The 16574-nt window shown below is 64.9% G+C and carries 16 protein-coding genes; 3 read left to right on the top strand and 13 right to left on the bottom strand.

The genetic code is table 11. The features are described 5' to 3' along the window. Window positions 1–431, bottom strand: a 431-nt coding sequence (locus B3M53_RS07695) for an ROK family protein (RefSeq protein WP_286800037.1), incomplete at its 3' end; no start/stop codon positions are given. Between the two features lie 178 nt (window positions 432–609). On the opposite strand from B3M53_RS07695, the gene B3M53_RS07700 reads away from it, so the two are divergent. Then, window positions 610–975: a response regulator gene (locus B3M53_RS07700; protein WP_028284823.1), complete on the top strand. Its 366-nt coding sequence runs from the start codon at window positions 610–612 to the stop codon at window positions 973–975. A 12-nt stretch (window positions 976–987) separates the two neighbouring features. Beyond that, complete coding sequence (locus B3M53_RS07705; protein ID WP_022702079.1) at window positions 988–2340, top strand: PleD family two-component system response regulator; 1353 nt, start codon at window positions 988–990, stop codon at window positions 2338–2340. 61 nt (window positions 2341–2401) lie between these two features. Here B3M53_RS07705 and rpmG read toward each other — a convergent pair whose 3' ends face one another. The 6 genes from rpmG to topA all read right to left on the bottom strand — a co-directional run bounded on the left by rpmG (window position 2402) and on the right by topA (window position 10041). Further along, window positions 2402–2569 carry a 50S ribosomal protein L33 gene (gene rpmG / locus B3M53_RS07710; RefSeq protein ID WP_009800672.1) on the bottom strand — a complete coding sequence of 56 codons (168 nt, stop codon included), beginning with the start codon at window positions 2567–2569 and terminating at the stop codon, window positions 2402–2404. Window positions 2570–2657: 88 nt separating this feature from the next. Continuing rightward, complete coding sequence (locus B3M53_RS07715; protein ID WP_022702081.1) at window positions 2658–3833, bottom strand: MFS transporter; 1176 nt, start codon at window positions 3831–3833, stop codon at window positions 2658–2660. Between the two features lie 8 nt (window positions 3834–3841). Next, window positions 3842–4450, bottom strand: coding sequence for a hypothetical protein (locus B3M53_RS07720; protein WP_273020521.1), 609 nt, complete (start codon window positions 4448–4450; stop codon window positions 3842–3844). Continuing rightward, window positions 4447–5142, bottom strand: a complete 696-nt coding sequence (locus B3M53_RS07725) for an NUDIX domain-containing protein (RefSeq protein ID WP_273020522.1) — start codon at window positions 5140–5142, stop codon at window positions 4447–4449. Before B3M53_RS07725 ends, B3M53_RS07720 begins: the two co-directional genes overlap by 4 nt. Further along, the gene (rnr, locus tag B3M53_RS07730) at window positions 5120–7378 is read right to left on the bottom strand and encodes a ribonuclease R (protein WP_022702084.1); all 2259 of its coding nucleotides are present in this window, start codon (window positions 7376–7378) and stop codon (window positions 5120–5122) included. The genes B3M53_RS07725 and rnr overlap by 23 nt, the downstream gene beginning before the upstream one ends. After that, on the bottom strand, window positions 7375–10041 hold the full coding sequence (topA, locus tag B3M53_RS07735; RefSeq protein WP_273020524.1) for a type I DNA topoisomerase: 2667 nt from the start codon (window positions 10039–10041) through the stop codon (window positions 7375–7377). Before topA ends, rnr begins: the two co-directional genes overlap by 4 nt. Before the next feature lie 172 nt (window positions 10042–10213). Between topA and B3M53_RS07740 the strand changes: the two genes are divergently transcribed. Beyond that, entirely contained in the window at window positions 10214–10495 is a 282-nt protein-coding gene (locus B3M53_RS07740; RefSeq protein WP_160091830.1) for a hypothetical protein, read from the top strand. A 6-nt stretch (window positions 10496–10501) separates the two neighbouring features. On the opposite strand, the gene dprA is transcribed toward B3M53_RS07740, so the two are convergent. From dprA to B3M53_RS07770, 6 genes are all read right to left on the bottom strand, one after another. Further along, window positions 10502–11629 carry a DNA-processing protein DprA gene (gene dprA / locus B3M53_RS07745; RefSeq protein ID WP_273020527.1) on the bottom strand — a complete coding sequence of 376 codons (1128 nt, stop codon included), beginning with the start codon at window positions 11627–11629 and terminating at the stop codon, window positions 10502–10504. Beyond that, window positions 11626–12222, bottom strand: a complete 597-nt coding sequence (gene plsY, locus B3M53_RS07750) for a glycerol-3-phosphate 1-O-acyltransferase PlsY (protein WP_273020529.1) — start codon at window positions 12220–12222, stop codon at window positions 11626–11628. Before plsY ends, dprA begins: the two co-directional genes overlap by 4 nt. Window positions 12223–12224: 2 nt before the next feature. Beyond that, a complete protein-coding gene (locus B3M53_RS07755) occupies window positions 12225–13490 on the bottom strand; it encodes a dihydroorotase (protein ID WP_273020531.1) in 1266 nt (421 codons plus the stop codon). Next, window positions 13487–14491: an aspartate carbamoyltransferase catalytic subunit gene (locus B3M53_RS07760; protein WP_273020532.1), complete on the bottom strand. Its 1005-nt coding sequence runs from the start codon at window positions 14489–14491 to the stop codon at window positions 13487–13489. The genes B3M53_RS07755 and B3M53_RS07760 overlap by 4 nt, the downstream gene beginning before the upstream one ends. A gap of 96 nt (window positions 14492–14587) precedes the next feature. Continuing rightward, entirely contained in the window at window positions 14588–15502 is a 915-nt protein-coding gene (locus B3M53_RS07765) for an AEC family transporter (protein ID WP_273020533.1), read from the bottom strand. Further along, entirely contained in the window at window positions 15499–16416 is a 918-nt protein-coding gene (locus B3M53_RS07770; protein ID WP_273020534.1) for an AEC family transporter, read from the bottom strand. The genes B3M53_RS07765 and B3M53_RS07770 overlap by 4 nt, the downstream gene beginning before the upstream one ends. Window positions 16417–16574 lie beyond the last annotated feature (158 nt).

Raw genomic sequence — 16574 nt, forward strand, 5'->3', positions numbered from 1 at the left:
CCGTTGACCACCAGGCCGCCGCCCACGCCTGTGCCGGCGATGACGCCGAACACGCTTGAACAGCCAGCGCCGGCGCCGTCGCGGGCTTCGGACAGCGCAAAACAATTGGCGTCATTGGCGCAGCGCACCGGGCGTTGCAGCCGGGCAGCGAGGTCCTGATCAAGCGGATGGCCGTTGAGCGCGGTGGAGTTGGCGTTGCGCATCAGGCCCGTGCGCGGATTGAGCGAGCCGGGATGGCCGACTCCTGCGGGCAAGGGAGATGGAACGTCTGCCTCGCGCTCGACCTGCGCCACCAGTTCGGCAATCGCGTCCAGCTTGGCGTCATAGGCCGCAGGCGTCGGCGTGCGGCGCCGAATCAGGCAGTCGCCTGTCTCATCCACCAGGGCGGCCTCGATTTTCGTGCCGCCGAGATCCACGCCTAACCGCAACACGGACCGCCTCTTTTTCTCCGCTTTCAACGTTCATATCTTGTTCTAATCGCCATGCGAAGGCGGGGACTCACTGTTGATTAAGGAAACTGGGGTTAAATGCATTGTGGATGGTCAAAACGCTCACGTTGCAAAGACGGCGGAGCGAATTGGGGAAAGCGCGGTTATAATGCTGCAGGTCATGTCCAAAAAAGTTCTGATCGTTGAAGACAACGAGCTGAACATGAAGTTATTTCGTGATCTGCTCGAAGCGCACGGCTATGAGACCGTGCAAACCAGTGAGGGCCTCAAGGCGCTGGATATGGCGCGTGAGCACAAGCCTGATCTGATCCTTATGGATATTCAGCTGCCTGAAGTGTCCGGTCTTGATGTCACCAAGTGGATCAAGAACGACACCGAGCTGTCCGCCATTCCTGTGGTCGCGGTGACGGCCTTCGCCATGAAAGGCGATGAGGAACGTATCCGTGAAGGCGGATGCGAAGGGTATCTGTCCAAACCCATCACGGTTGCGTCCTTCATCAAGACCGTTCGGGATTTTCTCGAATAGAAGGAGCCTTCGGTGAGTGCACGCATACTGGTTGTCGACGACATCGAAACGAACCGGCGTTTGCTGGAAGCGCGGCTGACGGCCGAGTATTTCGATGTTCTGATGGCGGAGGACGGGCCGAGCTGTCTCGAACTCGCCCGCAGCCAGAAGCCTGATGTGATCTTGCTGGACGTGATGATGCCGCGCATGGACGGGTTCGAAACCTGTCGCCGGTTGAAAGCGGACCCGCTGACACGGCATATCCCTGTGGTGATGGTGACGGCGCTGGACCAGCGCTCGGACCGAATTCGCGGGCTTGAGGCCGGCGCTGACGAATTTCTGACCAAACCTGTGGACGATGTCGCCCTGTTTGCGCGGGTGCGTTCGCTGCTGCGCCTGACCAGCGTCATGGACGAGTTGCGCCAGCGCGAAAGCAGCGGCGTTGAAATGTCCTCGTTCGAGCCGGCCAATGGCGGCGGGCGCGTGATTGTCGCCGCCGCGGACCAGAACGCCGCTCAGCGCATCGTCAAGGCCTTGCCTGACACCGTTGACGCGCAAGGGTATGGCGACCCGCGTCTGGCGATCTCCCAGGCTGAACATGCAGACCTGATCATTGTGGATCTCAGCGCGCCGCGCTTTGACGGCTTGCGACTGTGCGCACGCATCCGTTCGGATGTAGATACGCGCCAGGTGCCGCTTCTGGGCGTTGTGGACGAGATGGACAAGCGCACCATGGTGCGCGCGCTGGATCTGGGCGTGAATGATGTGATTTGCCGGCCGCTTGATCCCGGCGAATTGTCAGCGCGCAGCTCCACCCAGCTCAAGCGCAAGCGCTATGCGGACGCCCTGCGCGACCGTCTGGATGAAAGCCTTGAAATGTCGGTGCGGGATGCGCTGACCGGGCTGTTCAACCGCCGCTACACGGTGTCTCGCCTGCGTCAGGCTCTTGATGGTCTGAACGCCTCCCATGAGCCGCTCGCTGTGGGCCTTATCGACATCGACCACTTCAAGCGCATCAACGACACCTGGGGCCATAACGCCGGCGATCAGGTGCTGCAGGAGATCTGCACGCGTCTGGGTGAGCAATTGCGCGCCATCGACGTGGCGGGCCGTTATGGCGGTGAGGAGTTCCTGGTGGTGTTTTCAAACACGACCGCGAAGGATGCGTCCGACGCCATGGAGCGTGCGCGTCTGGCGGTCTGCGCCACGCCGGTGACCTTGCGGGAAACGGGCGATGTGGTGGACGTGACCATGAGCGCCGGCATCGCTGAAGCCTTCATGGACGACACTGTGGAAGCCCTGATCGAGCGCGCGGATACGGCGCTCTATGAAGCCAAGCGCTCGGGCCGGAACCGGGTGATAGAGGCCAAACGAAAAGCCGCCTGAACAAACAGGCGGCTTTTCTTATTCCAGTCAGACTTTGATCAAGTCGCGCTTTGGCGCAGACCTACTTGATCTTGCCTTCTTTGAATTCGACGTGCTTGCGCGCGACCGGGTCGTACTTTTTCAGTACGAGTTTCTCGGTCATCGTGCGGGCGTTTTTCTTGGTCACGTAGAAATAGCCCGTGCCCGCCGTCGAATTCAGGCGGATTTTGATGGTAGTCGGCTTGGCCATAGTCGCGCACCCGTACACATAAACTTGGCGCGCCAGACAAACGGTCCGGCGCTGCGAGCCGCGGAACATACCCGCGCACGCGACGCTGTCAATGCCTCGAACGGCCTTTGCTCACAAGTGACAGCGTAAAGTACAGTCCGGCCATGGCGGCGAAGGCGACCATCAGGCCCCAAGGGTCTGCAATGTCCATGGAGACGCCGCCCAGGGCCGGTCCCAGAAGCGAGCCCAGACCATAAGCGAAGATGAAGGCGGCGTTCGCCGAGGCGAGGGCGCCGGGCTGCACGCGCTCGCCGATCATCGCCAGACCGATGGTGTAAAAAGCGCTGCTGGCGCCCACGAAGAAGAACACCATCGGGATCAGCAGCCACAGATTCGCGCCCGCCAGCCCCATGGCGACCGACAGAATCACCGCGCTGAGCGCGACGCCCGACAGGGTGCGGTCGCGGCCTGTCCGGTCCGCCAGCTTGCCCAGGGGGATCTGCAAGGCGATCGCGCCCAAAGCGCCGATGGCGACCAGCAGGCCGACGCCGCGCTCTGCAATGCCGATTCGCTCGGCATAGACCGGCATCAGCGCGAAGACATTGGTCTCAAGGCCTCCGAACACCAATCCCGCCAGCAAGGCCAGGGGCGCCAGCCTGGCCGCCGACAGCAGGGCTTTGAGCCCGGATTCCTCCATGGAGGGCGGTGTAATGGGCGGGCCGCGCAAGATCATGATCGGCAGGGCGCCGAGCGCGTAGATCACGCCGCCTGCGATCCAGGGCGTCCAGCCTTGCGACCCCAGCACCGAGAGCAGCAATCCGCCCGACCCGAATCCGCCCGCCAGCACGGTGGCGTAGACGGCGAGCAGGCTGGCGCGGCTTTCAGGTTTGGCGAGCTGATTGATCCAGGTCTCGCTGGCGACGAAAATGATCGTCACCGACAAGCCCATAACAAAGCGCAGCACGAACCAGATCACAGGGTCGGGCATGGCAGGAAACAGCACAAAGCCCGCCGCCGTGATCATCGCGCAGATGATCACGGTCTGGCGCGGCGCGGTGCGCGCCATCAGCGCGGGGATAAGCGGCGTCGCCAGAAGGGTCGAGAGCGCTGCTGCTGCAGCGTTTGCGCCCACAACGGCGGCGGAGCCGGTCATGGCCTCCAGATTGAGCGCGACGAGCGGCATCAACAGGCCGAACCCGCACCCGGCGAGCGCGGCGCAGCTGATCGCGGCGATCAGGGACCGCGTCCGAGCTTTGTCAGGAGAGGAAAGGAAGCTGGCGATCATCGACCGGGCTATAGCCGGACTTGCTGCCTGTGTCCCGCCCGGAATGACACCAAAAGAGGCCGGGGCCGTCCGCCCAGAGAGGCGAGGGCGGTTTCCCCAAAGACATTCAGCGCAGGGTCTTGCAACAGATCGGGCAGTTTTTCCGGGCTGACCCAGGCCACACGCTCGCCGCTGCGGCGTTTGACCGAGTTGGAGATCCGCGCGACCGGCGCGGTGAACACGCGCACATGCCGGCGCATATTGGCGTCCGCCGGATCCAGCGCACGGCCCAGATAGGTCAGCGAGTCCCGGTCCGGCTGCAAGTGGTGCCGCGCCAGCCGCGCCCAGGGATTGGTCATGGGCGGCCTCACATCAGGGTGCAGGGGACGCGCCAGCAATTGCCCCAGCTCTTCTGACAAGGCCCGGATCGCGGCGTCCATGAAGGCGCCGGACTGCGCTTCAGGCGCACCCAGGCGCTTGCGTGAGATCACCGGACCGCCGAACGCCGCCAGGCCATCCCCGCGCACGGGGCGCGTCTGCGGGGCGCGATAGCCGGTCTCGGTGCGCACCAGGGCGATCTGACGCGAATGCGGGTCCGCCAGAAACAGCGCCGCCATGTTGATCGGGCGCGCGTTCATAGGGTTTCCACCTGCGGTCCGCTTCGTGTGCTCTTGAGAAAGCGGATCGGGCGTGCGGGGTCCTTGAGCCAGGTTTCCAGCTCGCCGATGACATATTGGGTGGCGATGGGCAGGTCGAGCGTGCCGCGGTCGTCAAGGCTGACCCATTTGAGGTCTTCCAGCTCGCCATTGCTGGTCAGCTCCGCAGGGCCATGCACATGCTCCACATCGCAGGTGAAGAACCAGGCGTCAAAACGGCGCGGGCGCTTGGGCGGCGTGATGGCGCGCGTGATCACTTCAAGCGGCGCGGCGTTCGGCGCTGCGCCGGCGGCTTCAAAGGGCGCCCAGGGCGCTTTGAAATTACAGGGGTTTTCGGCGGGCTTGCCCAGGATCAATCCGGTTTCCTCTGCCGTTTCCCGCAGCGCAGCGGCGGCGGCGGCGCGCGCGCGGCGTTCGGTCAGAACGCGCGTCATCACCGACCGCGTTTTATCGTTCAGCTCTTCAGCCAGTGGTGCAAAGCCGTCCGTGGGGTCCACGCGCCCGCCTGGAAAGACGTATTTTTTCGGCATGAAGACATGCCCGGTCGAGCGCCGACCAAACAGAAGCTCTATCTCTCCGTTCGCGCGTTTGCGGCGCAAGAGAAGCGAGGAGGCGAGTTTGGGGCGGGGGCTGGTCTTGGGCGTCGTCTTCTTATCGTTTTTTGCGTCGGGCATTGTGTTTCTTTGCGCGCGGGGAGCCGCGGCGCTCGTATTTGTCGCGCGGTCGACCGTGACCTTTTAGCGGTTTTCCAGGTTCAGGAGGCGTAAGAATGTCGAATAACAGCCCGCCCGTCACGGGGGTGGCTTCATCCAGACGCACCGTCACGGCCATGCCCAGCCGATAGCGCCCGCCCGAGCTTTGGCCCACAAGGGCGTGGGCCGCCTCGTCATGGACATAGTATTCCTGCCCCAGGCGAGAGACCGGGCACAGCCCGTCCGCGCCGGTTTCATGCAGGCGCACGAACAGGCCAAAGCGGGTGACGCCGGTGATCCGGCCCGCGAATTCCGTCCCGACCCGGTCCGCCAGCCAGGCGGCGATGAAACGGTCTGTCGCATCGCGCTCGGCGGCCATGGCGCGGCGTTCGTTCTGGGTGGTGTCTTCAGCGATGCGTTGCAGCTGGCTGCGTTCTGAATCGCTTTGCCCGTCCGATCCGAGGTTATAGGCGCGGATCAGCGCGCGGTGCACGGTCAGGTCGGCATAGCGCCGGATGGGCGAGGTGAAGTGCGCGTATTTGGCGAGGTTCAGGCCAAAGTGCCCGATATTATCGGTGTCATAGACGGCCTGCGACTGGCTGCGGAGCACCACCTCATTGACCGTTTCATAGTGGTCTGTGGGCTGGGAGGCTTTGAGCAGGGTGTTGAAACGCGCCGCCGTCGGGCGCTCGCCGCGGGTCCATTTCAGGCCCACATGGGGTAGAAAATCGGCGAGATTGTCGAGCTTCTCAGAGCCAGGCTCGTCGTGGATGCGATAGATCAGAGGCGTGTTCTTGGCTTCCAGCGCCGTCGCCGCCGCGACATTGGCCTGGATCATCATCTCTTCGATCAGCTTGTGCGCATCAAAGCGTTCGCGCAGGCGCACGCCCTGAACCCGGCCATCCTCGCCCACGATCACCTTGCGCTCGGGCGCATCGATTTCCAGCGGTTCGCGGCGCTTGCGGGCCTGACGCAGCACCTCATAGGCGCCCCAGAGCGGCTTGAGCACGTCTTCCAGAAGCGTTTCCGCCTTGCCGGTCCCGGCGCCGTCTATGGCGGCCTGAGCGTCTTCATAGGCCAGCTTGGCGGCGGATTTCATCCAGCCGCGGATAAAGCGATGGCCGATCTGATTGCCGTTGCGGTCAAAGACCATGCGGACGGCCAGGCACGGCCGCTCTTCGCCCTCGCGCAGCGAGCACAGATCATTGGACAGCCGTTCGGGCAGCATCGGCACGACCCGGTCAGGCAGATACACCGAGACGCCGCGGGCGCGCGCGCCCTTGTCGAGCGGGCTGTCGGCGGTGACATAGGCGGCCACGTCAGCGATGGCGACCATCACGATCCAACCATCCTTGTTCTTTGGATCGTCATCGGGCGCGGCCCAGACGGCGTCGTCATGGTCGCGGGCGTCCACCGGGTCGATGGTGACCAGAGGGATGTCGCGCAGGTCTTCGCGATCACCCATGGTGACGGGCTTGATGGCGTCGACCTGTTTGAGCTCGCTGTCGAGGAAGCCGTCGGGCACGCCATGTTCAGCCATGGCGATGATCGAGCCGGCGCGGGCGCTGTCCGCCCGGCCGATGACCTCGTCGATCAGGGCGGTTTTCAAGCCATGCCGGCGTTCAGAGGCGATGCGCACCACGACCAGATCGCCGTCTTCGGCCTTGCCGGTTTCACCGCGCGCAGGGACCAGTTCATGCCGCGACCGACGGTCGACCGGGACCAGCCGGGCGGGGCCGCGGGTGTTGTCGCGCAGCACGCAGAGTATCTTGTGTGCGGACTGGCCGAGTTTCTTGATGACGCTGGCTTCATAGCCGTCTTCATCGGTCATGGGCGTCAGGCGCGCCAGCACCTTGTCGCCAATCCCCGCCGCCGGGCCGCGCGTGCGCTCGCCGGGCTTGAGGATGATCTTCGGCCCTTGCAGCTCGGGTTTGACGGGCTGGCAGATAAATTCGCCGTCCACATCGCGATCGATCACTTCGACCACGGTCACCGTCGGCAGCTGGTCGGCCAGCTCATAGGCTTTTTGCTCGTTCTTGCGGATCTCGCCGCCATCTTCGAGCTCACGCAGGGCGAGTTTCAGGCCGGAACGCTGATCCCCCTTCAGTCTCAGAGCCTTGGCGAGCTCGCGCTTGGTGAAGCGCCCTTCGCCTAGACGGATCGCCTCTAGCAGGGCGTCCTTGGTGAAACCGTGTTGGGCGTAGGGATCGTCGTTCAAGATTTAGCCTTTGTGCTTTTGGTCGCGGGTTTCTTGGCGGCAGGTTTTTTCGCCGGCGTTTTCTTCGCGGCGGTCTTGGTCTCGCCGTCGGTCTTTTTCGCGGCTGGCTTTTTGGCCGCCGCTTTCTTGGCGGGCGCTTTTTTCTTCGCCGGCGCTTTCTTGGCAGGTGATTTAGCCGCTTTTGCGGCGATCAGCTCCAGCGCTTGCTCCAGGGTGACGGTTTCAGGCGTCATGTCCTTGGGCAGGGTGGCGTTGATCTTGCCGAATTTCACATAAGGACCATAACGGCCGCTCATCACATTGATCGCGCCGCCTTCTTGCGGGTGCTCGCCCAATTCCTTGAGCGGAGCCGCCGCAGCGCCGCCGCGACCGCGCGGATTGGCCTTCTTCTGTTCGATCAGGTCCACGGCGCGGTTGAGCCCGACTTCAAACACCTCTTCGGCGCTCGACAGGTTCGCATAGGTCTTGCCGTGCTTGACGAAGGGACCATAGCGGCCGATCCCGGCCTCGATGATCTCGCCGTCTTCGGGGTGGACGCCCACCTTGCGCGGCAGATCGATCAGCGCGACCGCCTTTTCCAGCGTCACGTCGGCCGGGTTCCAGCCCTTGGGGATGGAGCCGCGGCGCGGTTTGTCCTCGTCCTCGACCTGCATTTCCAGATAGGGACCGAAGCGGCCGTCTTTCAGCACGATCATCGCGCCGGTTTCAGGATGCTCGCCCAGCTCGCCATCACCCTCGACCGCATCCAGATCGCCGCCGCCCAGCGGGCGCGTATAGCGGCAGTCAGGATAGTTCGAGCAGCCCACGAAGGCGCCATGCTTGCCCAGGCGCAGCGATAGCGCGCCCTCATTGCATTTGGGGCAGATCTTGGGATCCGAGCCGTCTTCGCGCGGCGGGAAGATCAGCGGCGCCAGCGCGATGTTCATGGCGTCGATCACATCGCCGATGCGCAGATCCGCGATGTCCTCGATGGAGGCGTGGAAATCCTTCCAGAAGTCGCGCAGCAGCTGCTTGTATTCCAGATCGCCCGCCGACACCTTGTCGAGCTGGTCTTCCAGCGACGCGGTGAAGTCATACTGGACATAGCGCTGGAAGAAGTTTTCCAGGAAGGCGATGACCACGCGGCCCTTGTCTTCGGGGATGAAGCGCTTGTCTTCCATGCGCACATAGTCGCGATCGCGCAGCACTGACAGGGTCGAGGCGTAGGTCGAGGGGCGGCCAATGCCCAGCTCTTCCATCTTCTTGACCAGCGAGGCCTCGGTGAAGCGGGGCGGGGGCTGGGTGAAGTGCTGTTCGGCCAGCGTCTTCTCGGCCTTCGCCTTGGCGCCTTGGATGACTTGCGGCAGGCGGTTCTCGCCTTCGTCTTCCTCGTCGTCGCGGCCTTCTTGATAAAGCGCGAAGAAGCCGGGGAAGGTGACGACCGAGCCGGTGGCGCGCAGGGCGAGGGACTGATCGACGGTTTCAAAGTCGATGGTGGTGCGCTCAAGACGCGCCGCTTCCATCTGGCTGGCCACAGCGCGCTTCCAGATCAGGGCGTAGAGCCGCGCCTGGTCGGCGTCGAGACGCAGATCATCGGGGTGGCGGGTGAAGCTGGTGGGGCGGATCGCTTCGTGCGCTTCCTGGGCGTTCTTGGCCTTGGAGGAGTAAAAGCGCGGCTTTTCAGGCACGAAGTCGGCGCCATGACGCTCGCCGATGACGTCGCGGGCCTGCATCATCGCGCCCATATCCATGGAGACGCCGTCGGTCCGCATATAGGTGATCAGACCGACCGTCTCACCGCCCAGCTCCACGCCTTCATACAGGCGCTGCGCGGTGCGCATGGTGCGTTGGGCGTCAAAGCCCAGCTTGCGCGCGGCCTCTTGCTGCAGCGTCGAGGTGGTGAAGGGCGGCGGCGGATTGCGCTTGGTCGGCTTGGCTTCGACCGAGGCGACGGTGAAGTCCGCCGCCTTGATCGCAGCTTCTGCGGCGCGCGCGCGTTTTTCCTCGCCAATGGTCAGGCGGGTGATCTTCTCGCCTTCAAACCGGGTCAGTTTCGACGCGATCAGCTGATCGGCGCCGTCGGTGCGCACATCCGCGTCCACCGACCAGTATTCCTGGGTGACGAAGCGTTCGATCTCGGTTTCGCGCTCGGTGATCAGACGCAGGGCGACTGATTGCACGCGGCCGGCAGAGCGGGCGCCGGGCAGCTTGCGCCACAGCACCGGCGACAGGGTGAAGCCCACCAGATAGTCGAGCGCCCGGCGCGCCAGATACGCTTCCACAAGCTCCATATCGAGCTCGCGCGGATTGGCGATGGCGTCGGTGACAGCTTTTTTGGTGATGGCGTTGAACGCTACCCGCTGAACTTGCTTGTCCTTGAGCACCCGGCGCTTTTGCAGCGCTTCGAGCAGGTGCCAGGAAATCGCTTCACCCTCGCGATCCGGGTCAGTGGCCAGGATCAGGGTGTCGGCGTCTTTCAACGCGTCAGCAATGGCCTTGATGCGCTCTTTCGCCTTGCCTTCGATGGTCCAGTCCATCGCAAAGTCTTCGTCCGGGCGCACCGACCCATCCTTGGGCGGCAGGTCGCGCACATGGCCGAAACTGGCGAGCACGGTGTAATCGCTCCCCAGATATTTGTTGATGGTTTTGGCCTTGGCCGGGGATTCGACGACAACGACGTTCATAGGAGCACTGATATCAGGACAGGGGCGACCGGCGTCAAGCAAGCCCGGACAATGGCGGCGGAAGGTGGGGTTAGTTCCCCAACCTGTCAACATGGCGCTTCCGCTTGCCTTGGCGCGAGCACAGGTATACGGCTCGCCATTAAGTTGTTTCACGGGCAATCAAAGCGCGCGCATGACCCAATCTCCCTCGCAAAACTCATCCAAGAGTGACGAGACGCAGCCCGCATCCGCCAAGACCGAAGAAGCGGCGGGCTATCTCATCGAAATGCTCTCCGCCTTGTCTCATGTGGCGCACCGGGCGGATCTGAACAATTCCTCGGTCATGCTGGCGACCGCCGCCCATGTGATCGAGCAAGAGTGCAGACATCTGACGCATAACCCGCCAAAGGCGACCCCGGGCGTCGATGCGGACACGCTGTTTCCCTTTCACCCAGACGGCAGCCCGCGCGATTAGGCCGCATCAAGCCTGATAGGCGCTGCAGACCATGCCGTTGGGCCAGATCTCGCACCGGCCCGCCAGCTCCAGCTCCACGAGCGCGGCCAGAACCACCCGGGCGGGCGATTGCGTCAGGCGCGCCAGTTCATCGCGTGAGACCGGCGTGGGCGACAGCAGGGCGGCGATGCGTTCGCGGATATCCTCGACAGCGTCATCGAGCGCGTCCGCGTCATCAAACTCGTCTTCAAACTCCGACCCGCCCGGTTCCTGAAGGCTGGAGCGGCGCGCGCCGGACAGCACCGCCAGCACATCCTCCACCCCCTGCACCAGCGCGGCGCCGTCCTGCAGCAGGCGGTTCGAGCCCCGCGCGCGCGGATCCATGGGAGAGCCGGGGACGGCCATGACTTCGCGATTTTGCTCCAGCCCGTAACGAGCCGTGATCAGAGAGCCGGAGCGCTCGGCGGCCTCAACCACCAGAACACCGAGCGACAGCCCTGAAATCAGCCGGTTCCGGCGCGGAAAATCGCGCGCTTGCGGGGAATAGCGCAGCGGCGTTTCGCTCACCAGAAGGCCCTGCTCGGCGATGGCGTGATACAGCGCCTCGTGCTCGGGCGGATAGATGGAGGTCAGCCCGCCCGCCAGCACAGCGACGGTTCCCGTTTCAAGGCTCGCGGCATGGGCGGCGCCGTCTATGCCGCGCGCCAGCCCTGACGCCACGATCACGCCCCGCTCGCCCAGACCCCGCGCCAGATCGCCTGCAAAGCGCAAGCTCGCCGCAGACGCGTTGCGGGCGCCCACCATGGCGCAGATCAGCCGGTCCTTGAGGACCAGCTTGCCCTTAACGCTGATCACCGGCGGCGGCGGATCAATGGCGGCGAGGTCAGCGGGGAAGTCCGACTCACATGCACACAACAAACGCGCGCCCAGGTGATCGTGATCCTCAAGCTCGGCTTCGGCCTGCTCGCGAGAGAGGGCTTTCAGCGGCTTGGCGCGCCCGCCGCGTTTTGACAGATCGGCGAGATTGTCGATGGCGTTGGATGCGGTCTCAAACCGCTCGATCAGCTTGGCGAAGGTGACAGGTCCGACCCCGGATGTGCGCGACAGGCGAAGCCAGTCCACACGCTCTTTCGGGGAAAGGAGCTGTCGCTTCACGCCTTCTTCGCCCCGATCTTGGGTTCATCCCCTGTGAGGATGCGGCCGATATTGTCCTTGTGCCGCCAATACAGCAGCACCGCCAGGAACAGCGCGAGCACGGCGACGGCTTCCTGGCCGAAGGCGTAGGCCAGCAAGGGCGCGGCCAGCGCGGCGGTGAGCGCCGCGAGCGAAGACATGCGCATCAGGAGCGCCATGCCCAGCCAGACCAGACAGGTCAGAACGCCGACCGGCCAGAACGCCGCCAGCAGCACGCCCAGAAAAGTCGCGACGCCCTTACCGCCCTTGAATTTCAGCCAGACCGGGAAGCAATGGCCGAAAAACGCTGCGCCGCCTGCGATCAGGCCCGCTGTGGGCGAGGCGAGCGCGGTGAACAGCAGGCACGCGAAACCCGCCTTGCCGGAATCCAGTATCAGCGTGGCGAGCGCCAGATCCTTGCGTCCGGTGCGCAGCACATTGGTCGCGCCGATATTGCCCGATCCCACGGCGCGAATATCCCCCAGCCCCGCCAGCCGGGTCAGCAGCAGGCCGAACGGGATCGAACCGAACACATAGCCGACGACCAGCGCCGCCGCGAACCAGGGATCAAACATGACTACTCGTCTTCCAGTTGATAGATAATCGCGCCTTCCGCGATGGTGATCAAGGCCTTGCCGAACAATCGGCGGCCGGAGAAGGCGCTTGGGGCGCGGCACTGCATGGGACCGCGGCCATAAACAAAGGGGGCGTTGGGGTTGAACACCACCAGATCGGCGGGGGCGCCATCCTCCAGTCGGCCCTGGTCCAGACCCAGAATGTCCGCAGGTCCGGACGTGACCGGACGCAGCGCGTCCGCAAGGCTCATTTGGCCGTCCTGCGCCAGCGTGCACAGAACCGGCAGCAAGGCTTCCAGGCTGGCCGAGCCGGGCGCGGCTTCCGGGAAGGGATGGGCCTTGGATTCATTCGTGCAGGCCACATGGTCCGAGACGATGGCGTCGATCCGGCCTTCGGCGAGGGCTGTGATCAGCGCTTCGCGATCGGTTTCGCTGCGCAAAGGCGGCTCCAGACGATAGCGCGGATCAAGTCCGCCGGTGTCCATGTCGTTGAAGCTGAGATGGGTAAGCGGCGCGGTCACCGCGACTTCCAGACCGCTGGCGCGGGCGTCTGAAGCGGCGTTCAGGGCGTCTTGCGTGGTGACCCGGTCAAAGATCAGCCGGGCGCCGGTCAGCGTGGCGAGCGCCGCATCGCGCTTGAGCGCCATGGCTTCTGATTGCGCGGGACGTGACAGCAGGCCCAGGCGCATGGACAGATCGCTTTCGGTCGCCATCGTACCGCGGCTGAGCCCGGTATCTTCGGGACGCAGGCTGACCCAGGCGTCAAAGCCCGCCGTGTAGGCGAGCACCCGGCGCGCCAGACGCGTATCGAGGATCGGCTGGCCGCCATCGCCCAGATAGAGCGCGCCGGCGCGCAGCATCAGGCCGATCTCCGCCATGTCTTCTTGAGAGCTGACGCACAGCCCCGCCGCATAGAGGCGCACCGCGCTGGTCAGGGCCGCTGCGTCCACCGCCGCTATGTCTTCGGGGCGTTTGAAGCCGTCACCGCTTTCAGGCGACAGCACCAGCGTCGCCACGCCGCCCGCCGCCGCCGCGCGCGCTGCGGCTTCGACGCCGCGCGCGCCAGTGGAGGCGGGGTCCGCCGTGCAGCGCATGTCGATCAGCGCCGGGGCGAGAGCGGCGCCTTTGACGTCGATCACACGTTCATCGTCCATCGCGGTGAGGGCGGGGCCGCTCTCCATAATCAGTCCGTCGCGAATGCGCAGGGCGCCGTGTTCGTCCCGCCCGGTGGCGGGGTCGATCAGTCGGGCGTTTTCAAAGAGCATCATGCGCCGTCTCCCAGCCCGTCCATGTCATGGGCGCGCATGTCGGCGATCGCGCCGTTGGGCGCGCGCCCGGTGATCAGTTCGAGAATGGCGGAGCGCACGGCGACGCCGCTTTCCACCTGATCAAGGATGACTGCGCGGTCGGGATCGTCCGCCAGCGCGCCGTCGATCTCCACGCCGCGATTCATTGGGCCGGGATGCATCACGAGACACTCGGGGCTCGCGCGTTCAAGCCGGGCTTCGTTCAGGCCCCAGAGCGCCGCATATTCGCGGTCCGACGGGATCAGCCCGCCGGTCATGCGTTCCTTCTGGATGCGAAGGGCCATCACCGCGTCGCAGCCCTCCAGCGCTTCCTCGAGATCATGAAACACCGTGACGCCCCAGCGATCGGCGTCCGCGGGCAGCAAGGTGGCGGGACCGCACAGGCGCACTTCCGCGTTCAGAAGGTTCAAAAGCGACACGTTCGAGCGCGCGACGCGAGAATGCAGGATATCGCCGACGATCAGGATGCGGCGACCGCCCACCTCGCCCCAGCGCCGGGTCAGGGTGAAGGCGTCCAGCAGGGCCTGGGTGGGGTGTTCGTGGGCGCCGTCGCCCGCATTCACGGTCGGCACGCCGGTGACACGGGCGAAATGCGCCGCGGCGCCGGCGGATTTGTGGCGCACGACCAGCACGTCGGGACGCATGGCGGCGAGGGTGAGGGCGGTGTCGTCGAGGCTTTCGCCCTTTGAGATCGAGGCGCTGCCCGCAGCGAAGTTCACCACGTCCGCACCGAGGCGCTTGGCGGCGATTTCGAAACTCGCCAGCGTGCGGGTGGAGTTCTCAAAGAACAGATTGATCTGGGTGAGGCCTTTGAGGGTGTCGCCCTGTTTGTCGCCGCGGCGCGCGGCGTCGAAATGATGCCGGGCGCGCTCGAAAATCATCTGCACGTCGAGCGGGTTGAGATCCCCGACGCTCAACAGGCTGTCATGGGGGAAATCATAAGCGAAGCCTGTGCGCTCCATGAAGGCGTCTCCCGATAAGCGTTCGCGGGGGTATAGGCGCGCATACGGGTTCGGGCAAGCTGGCCCGTGTCAGAAAGCAGCCCCGGAGAGACGCTGTCAGAGCGACAGGGCGATCGCGGCCGCAACGGGAAGCGTGATCAGGCTGGTCAGAACCGTGAGGGTGATCATGCCTGCGGTCAGTCCGGCTTCGCCGTCAAAATCCGCCGCCACGGCGTAGATGAAGGCGGCGGCGGGGGCCGCGCCGGCAATCGCCATCAGCACCGCCAGGTCGCCGGTCAGGCCGAACGCCAGCGCCAGTCCCAGATACACGACCGGCCCGATGACCGTGCGCAGGATGGCGGCGGACAGCAGGACCTTGATGCGGCCCTTGAGCGTCTTGAAGTCGAGTCCGGCGCCCATGGACAACAAGATCACCGCCATGGAGCCGGCCCCGATCATCTCGATGGGCGCTGTGAGAAACACGACCCGTCCCAGACCGGACAGATTGGCGAGGAGCCCCAGCACGCAGGCGAGCACCACGGGATCGCGTGCGGTTTTAGACAGCGCTGCGTTCAGGCCGCGCCCCGAAGTCAGCGCGAAACCCGCCACTGACGCCGCGGCGCCGATGATCACGCCGGTCGCCGACACGGCTGCGCCTGCGCTGGCGATGGCGTCGCCCAGCAGCCGGTCTGCGAGCGCCAGCGTCAGGACGATATTCCACATGACGGCGGAGGCGATCATCGGGGCGGTGATCCGGCCGGAATTGCTGACCAGACGGCCCAACCCCAGGGCCAGAACGATCATGATGGCGGAGCCCAGAGCGGACACGCCCCCGATCATCAGAGAAGCGCCGCCGTCAAATTGCGCCTGCGCCAGCAGGGTGAAGAGAAAACTCGGCAGCAACAGGCGATGGTTCAGCGCGTTCACGCCGCGCCAGTGCTCGCGGGGGATATAGCCGCTGGCGCGCACGCCATAACCAAGCGCGATGACGACGAAGACGGGCAGGAAGGCGGACAGGATGATCTGCGTCATAATCCGGCGACCCAGATCCAGAAGGGCATGGCGAGAAAGGCCAGAAGCGTGGTCGCGGTCACATGGCCCGCCATCAGCCGGGTATCCCCGCCCAGTTCTGACGCCAGCACATAGGACGCCGCCGCGCCCGGCGTCGAGCCGATGGCCGCCAGCAGCATCAAGGGCACGCCCTCCACCCCGAACATCCGTCCCAGCACGATGAAGACGAGCGGAGCGAGGATCAGCTTGAGACTGATCGACAGTGACAACAATTGCGGGCGCGCCTTGAGGGCGGAGAAATCAAGCCCGGCCCCGATCGCCATCAGGATCAGCGGCAGGGCGGCGCGTCCGGCCAGGGCGGCGGTGTCCGCGACGGGACCGGTCTGAAACAGGCCCAGCGCATTGGCCAGGGCGCCCAGAAGACAGGCGATGATCAGCGGATTGGTGACAATGCGCATGGCGACGCGCCGGGCGTCAGGTTTCACGTCGCTGGCGCCCCACAGGGTCAGCACCACCACGCACATCACATTGATCAAAGGCACGGTGGGCGCAAAGACGAGCGCGGCCAGGGCGCCGCCCTCGGCGCCGAAGGCCGAGGCGGCGAGCGCCAGCAGCACGAAGCCGTTCCACCGCACCCCGCCCTGAAACAGGCTGGTATAGGCCGGGCCGTCCACAGGCAGGGGTTTGAGCGCCAGGCAGATCACGCCCATAACCAGAAAGCCCAAGGTCACCGCGATCAGAAAGGGCCCGGCGGGCAGACCGGCGTAATCAGCGCGCGAAATGGTCGAGAACAGCAAGGCGGGCAGCAGCGCCTGATAGCTGAGCGTGTTGACCCCCAGCCAGAGCTCCTTGCGCACCAGACCGGACCGGCGCAGGGCCCAGCCCAGCACGATGACGCCAAAAATGGGGATCAGAGCGCTGGCGACCGCGTTCATGACAAGGGATCGTCCGGCGAGGGCAGAGGCTGGCTCAGGCCTTCATTGATCCGGGCGATGGCGCTTTCCAGAATCACGGCCGCTGCCTGGGCGTCCACAAAATCCTTGTGCTGGGCGTGCTTCACCCCCGCTTCGAGCAGGGATTCGGTCGCCGCGAA

The organism is Oceanicaulis sp. UBA2681, assembly GCF_002354675.1.
Taxonomy (GTDB): Bacteria; Pseudomonadota; Alphaproteobacteria; order Caulobacterales; family Maricaulaceae; genus Oceanicaulis; species Oceanicaulis alexandrii.

Excerpts from the sequence above, each read along its gene's own strand:
- B3M53_RS07715 (WP_022702081.1), bottom strand. The coding sequence starts at position 3,833 with ATGATCGCCAGCTTCCTTTCCTCTCCTGACAAAGCTCGGACGCGGTCC.
- topA (WP_273020524.1), bottom strand. The coding sequence starts at position 10,041 with ATGAACGTCGTTGTCGTCGAATCCCCGGCCAAGGCCAAAACCATCAAC.
- B3M53_RS07725 (WP_273020522.1), bottom strand. The coding sequence starts at position 5,142 with ATGCCCGACGCAAAAAACGATAAGAAGACGACGCCCAAGACCAGCCCC.
- B3M53_RS07760 (WP_273020532.1), bottom strand. The coding sequence starts at position 14,491 with ATGGAGCGCACAGGCTTCGCTTATGATTTCCCCCATGACAGCCTGTTG.
- B3M53_RS07700 (WP_028284823.1), top strand. The coding sequence starts at position 610 with ATGTCCAAAAAAGTTCTGATCGTTGAAGACAACGAGCTGAACATGAAG.
- B3M53_RS07770 (WP_273020534.1), bottom strand. The coding sequence starts at position 16,416 with ATGAACGCGGTCGCCAGCGCTCTGATCCCCATTTTTGGCGTCATCGTG.
- plsY (WP_273020529.1), bottom strand. The coding sequence starts at position 12,222 with ATGTTTGATCCCTGGTTCGCGGCGGCGCTGGTCGTCGGCTATGTGTTC.
- B3M53_RS07765 (WP_273020533.1), bottom strand. The coding sequence starts at position 15,502 with ATGACGCAGATCATCCTGTCCGCCTTCCTGCCCGTCTTCGTCGTCATC.
- B3M53_RS07740 (WP_160091830.1), top strand. The coding sequence starts at position 10,214 with ATGACCCAATCTCCCTCGCAAAACTCATCCAAGAGTGACGAGACGCAG.
- B3M53_RS07720 (WP_273020521.1), bottom strand. The coding sequence starts at position 4,450 with ATGAACGCGCGCCCGATCAACATGGCGGCGCTGTTTCTGGCGGACCCG.
- B3M53_RS07755 (WP_273020531.1), bottom strand. The coding sequence starts at position 13,490 with ATGATGCTCTTTGAAAACGCCCGACTGATCGACCCCGCCACCGGGCGG.
- rpmG (WP_009800672.1), bottom strand. The coding sequence starts at position 2,569 with ATGGCCAAGCCGACTACCATCAAAATCCGCCTGAATTCGACGGCGGGC.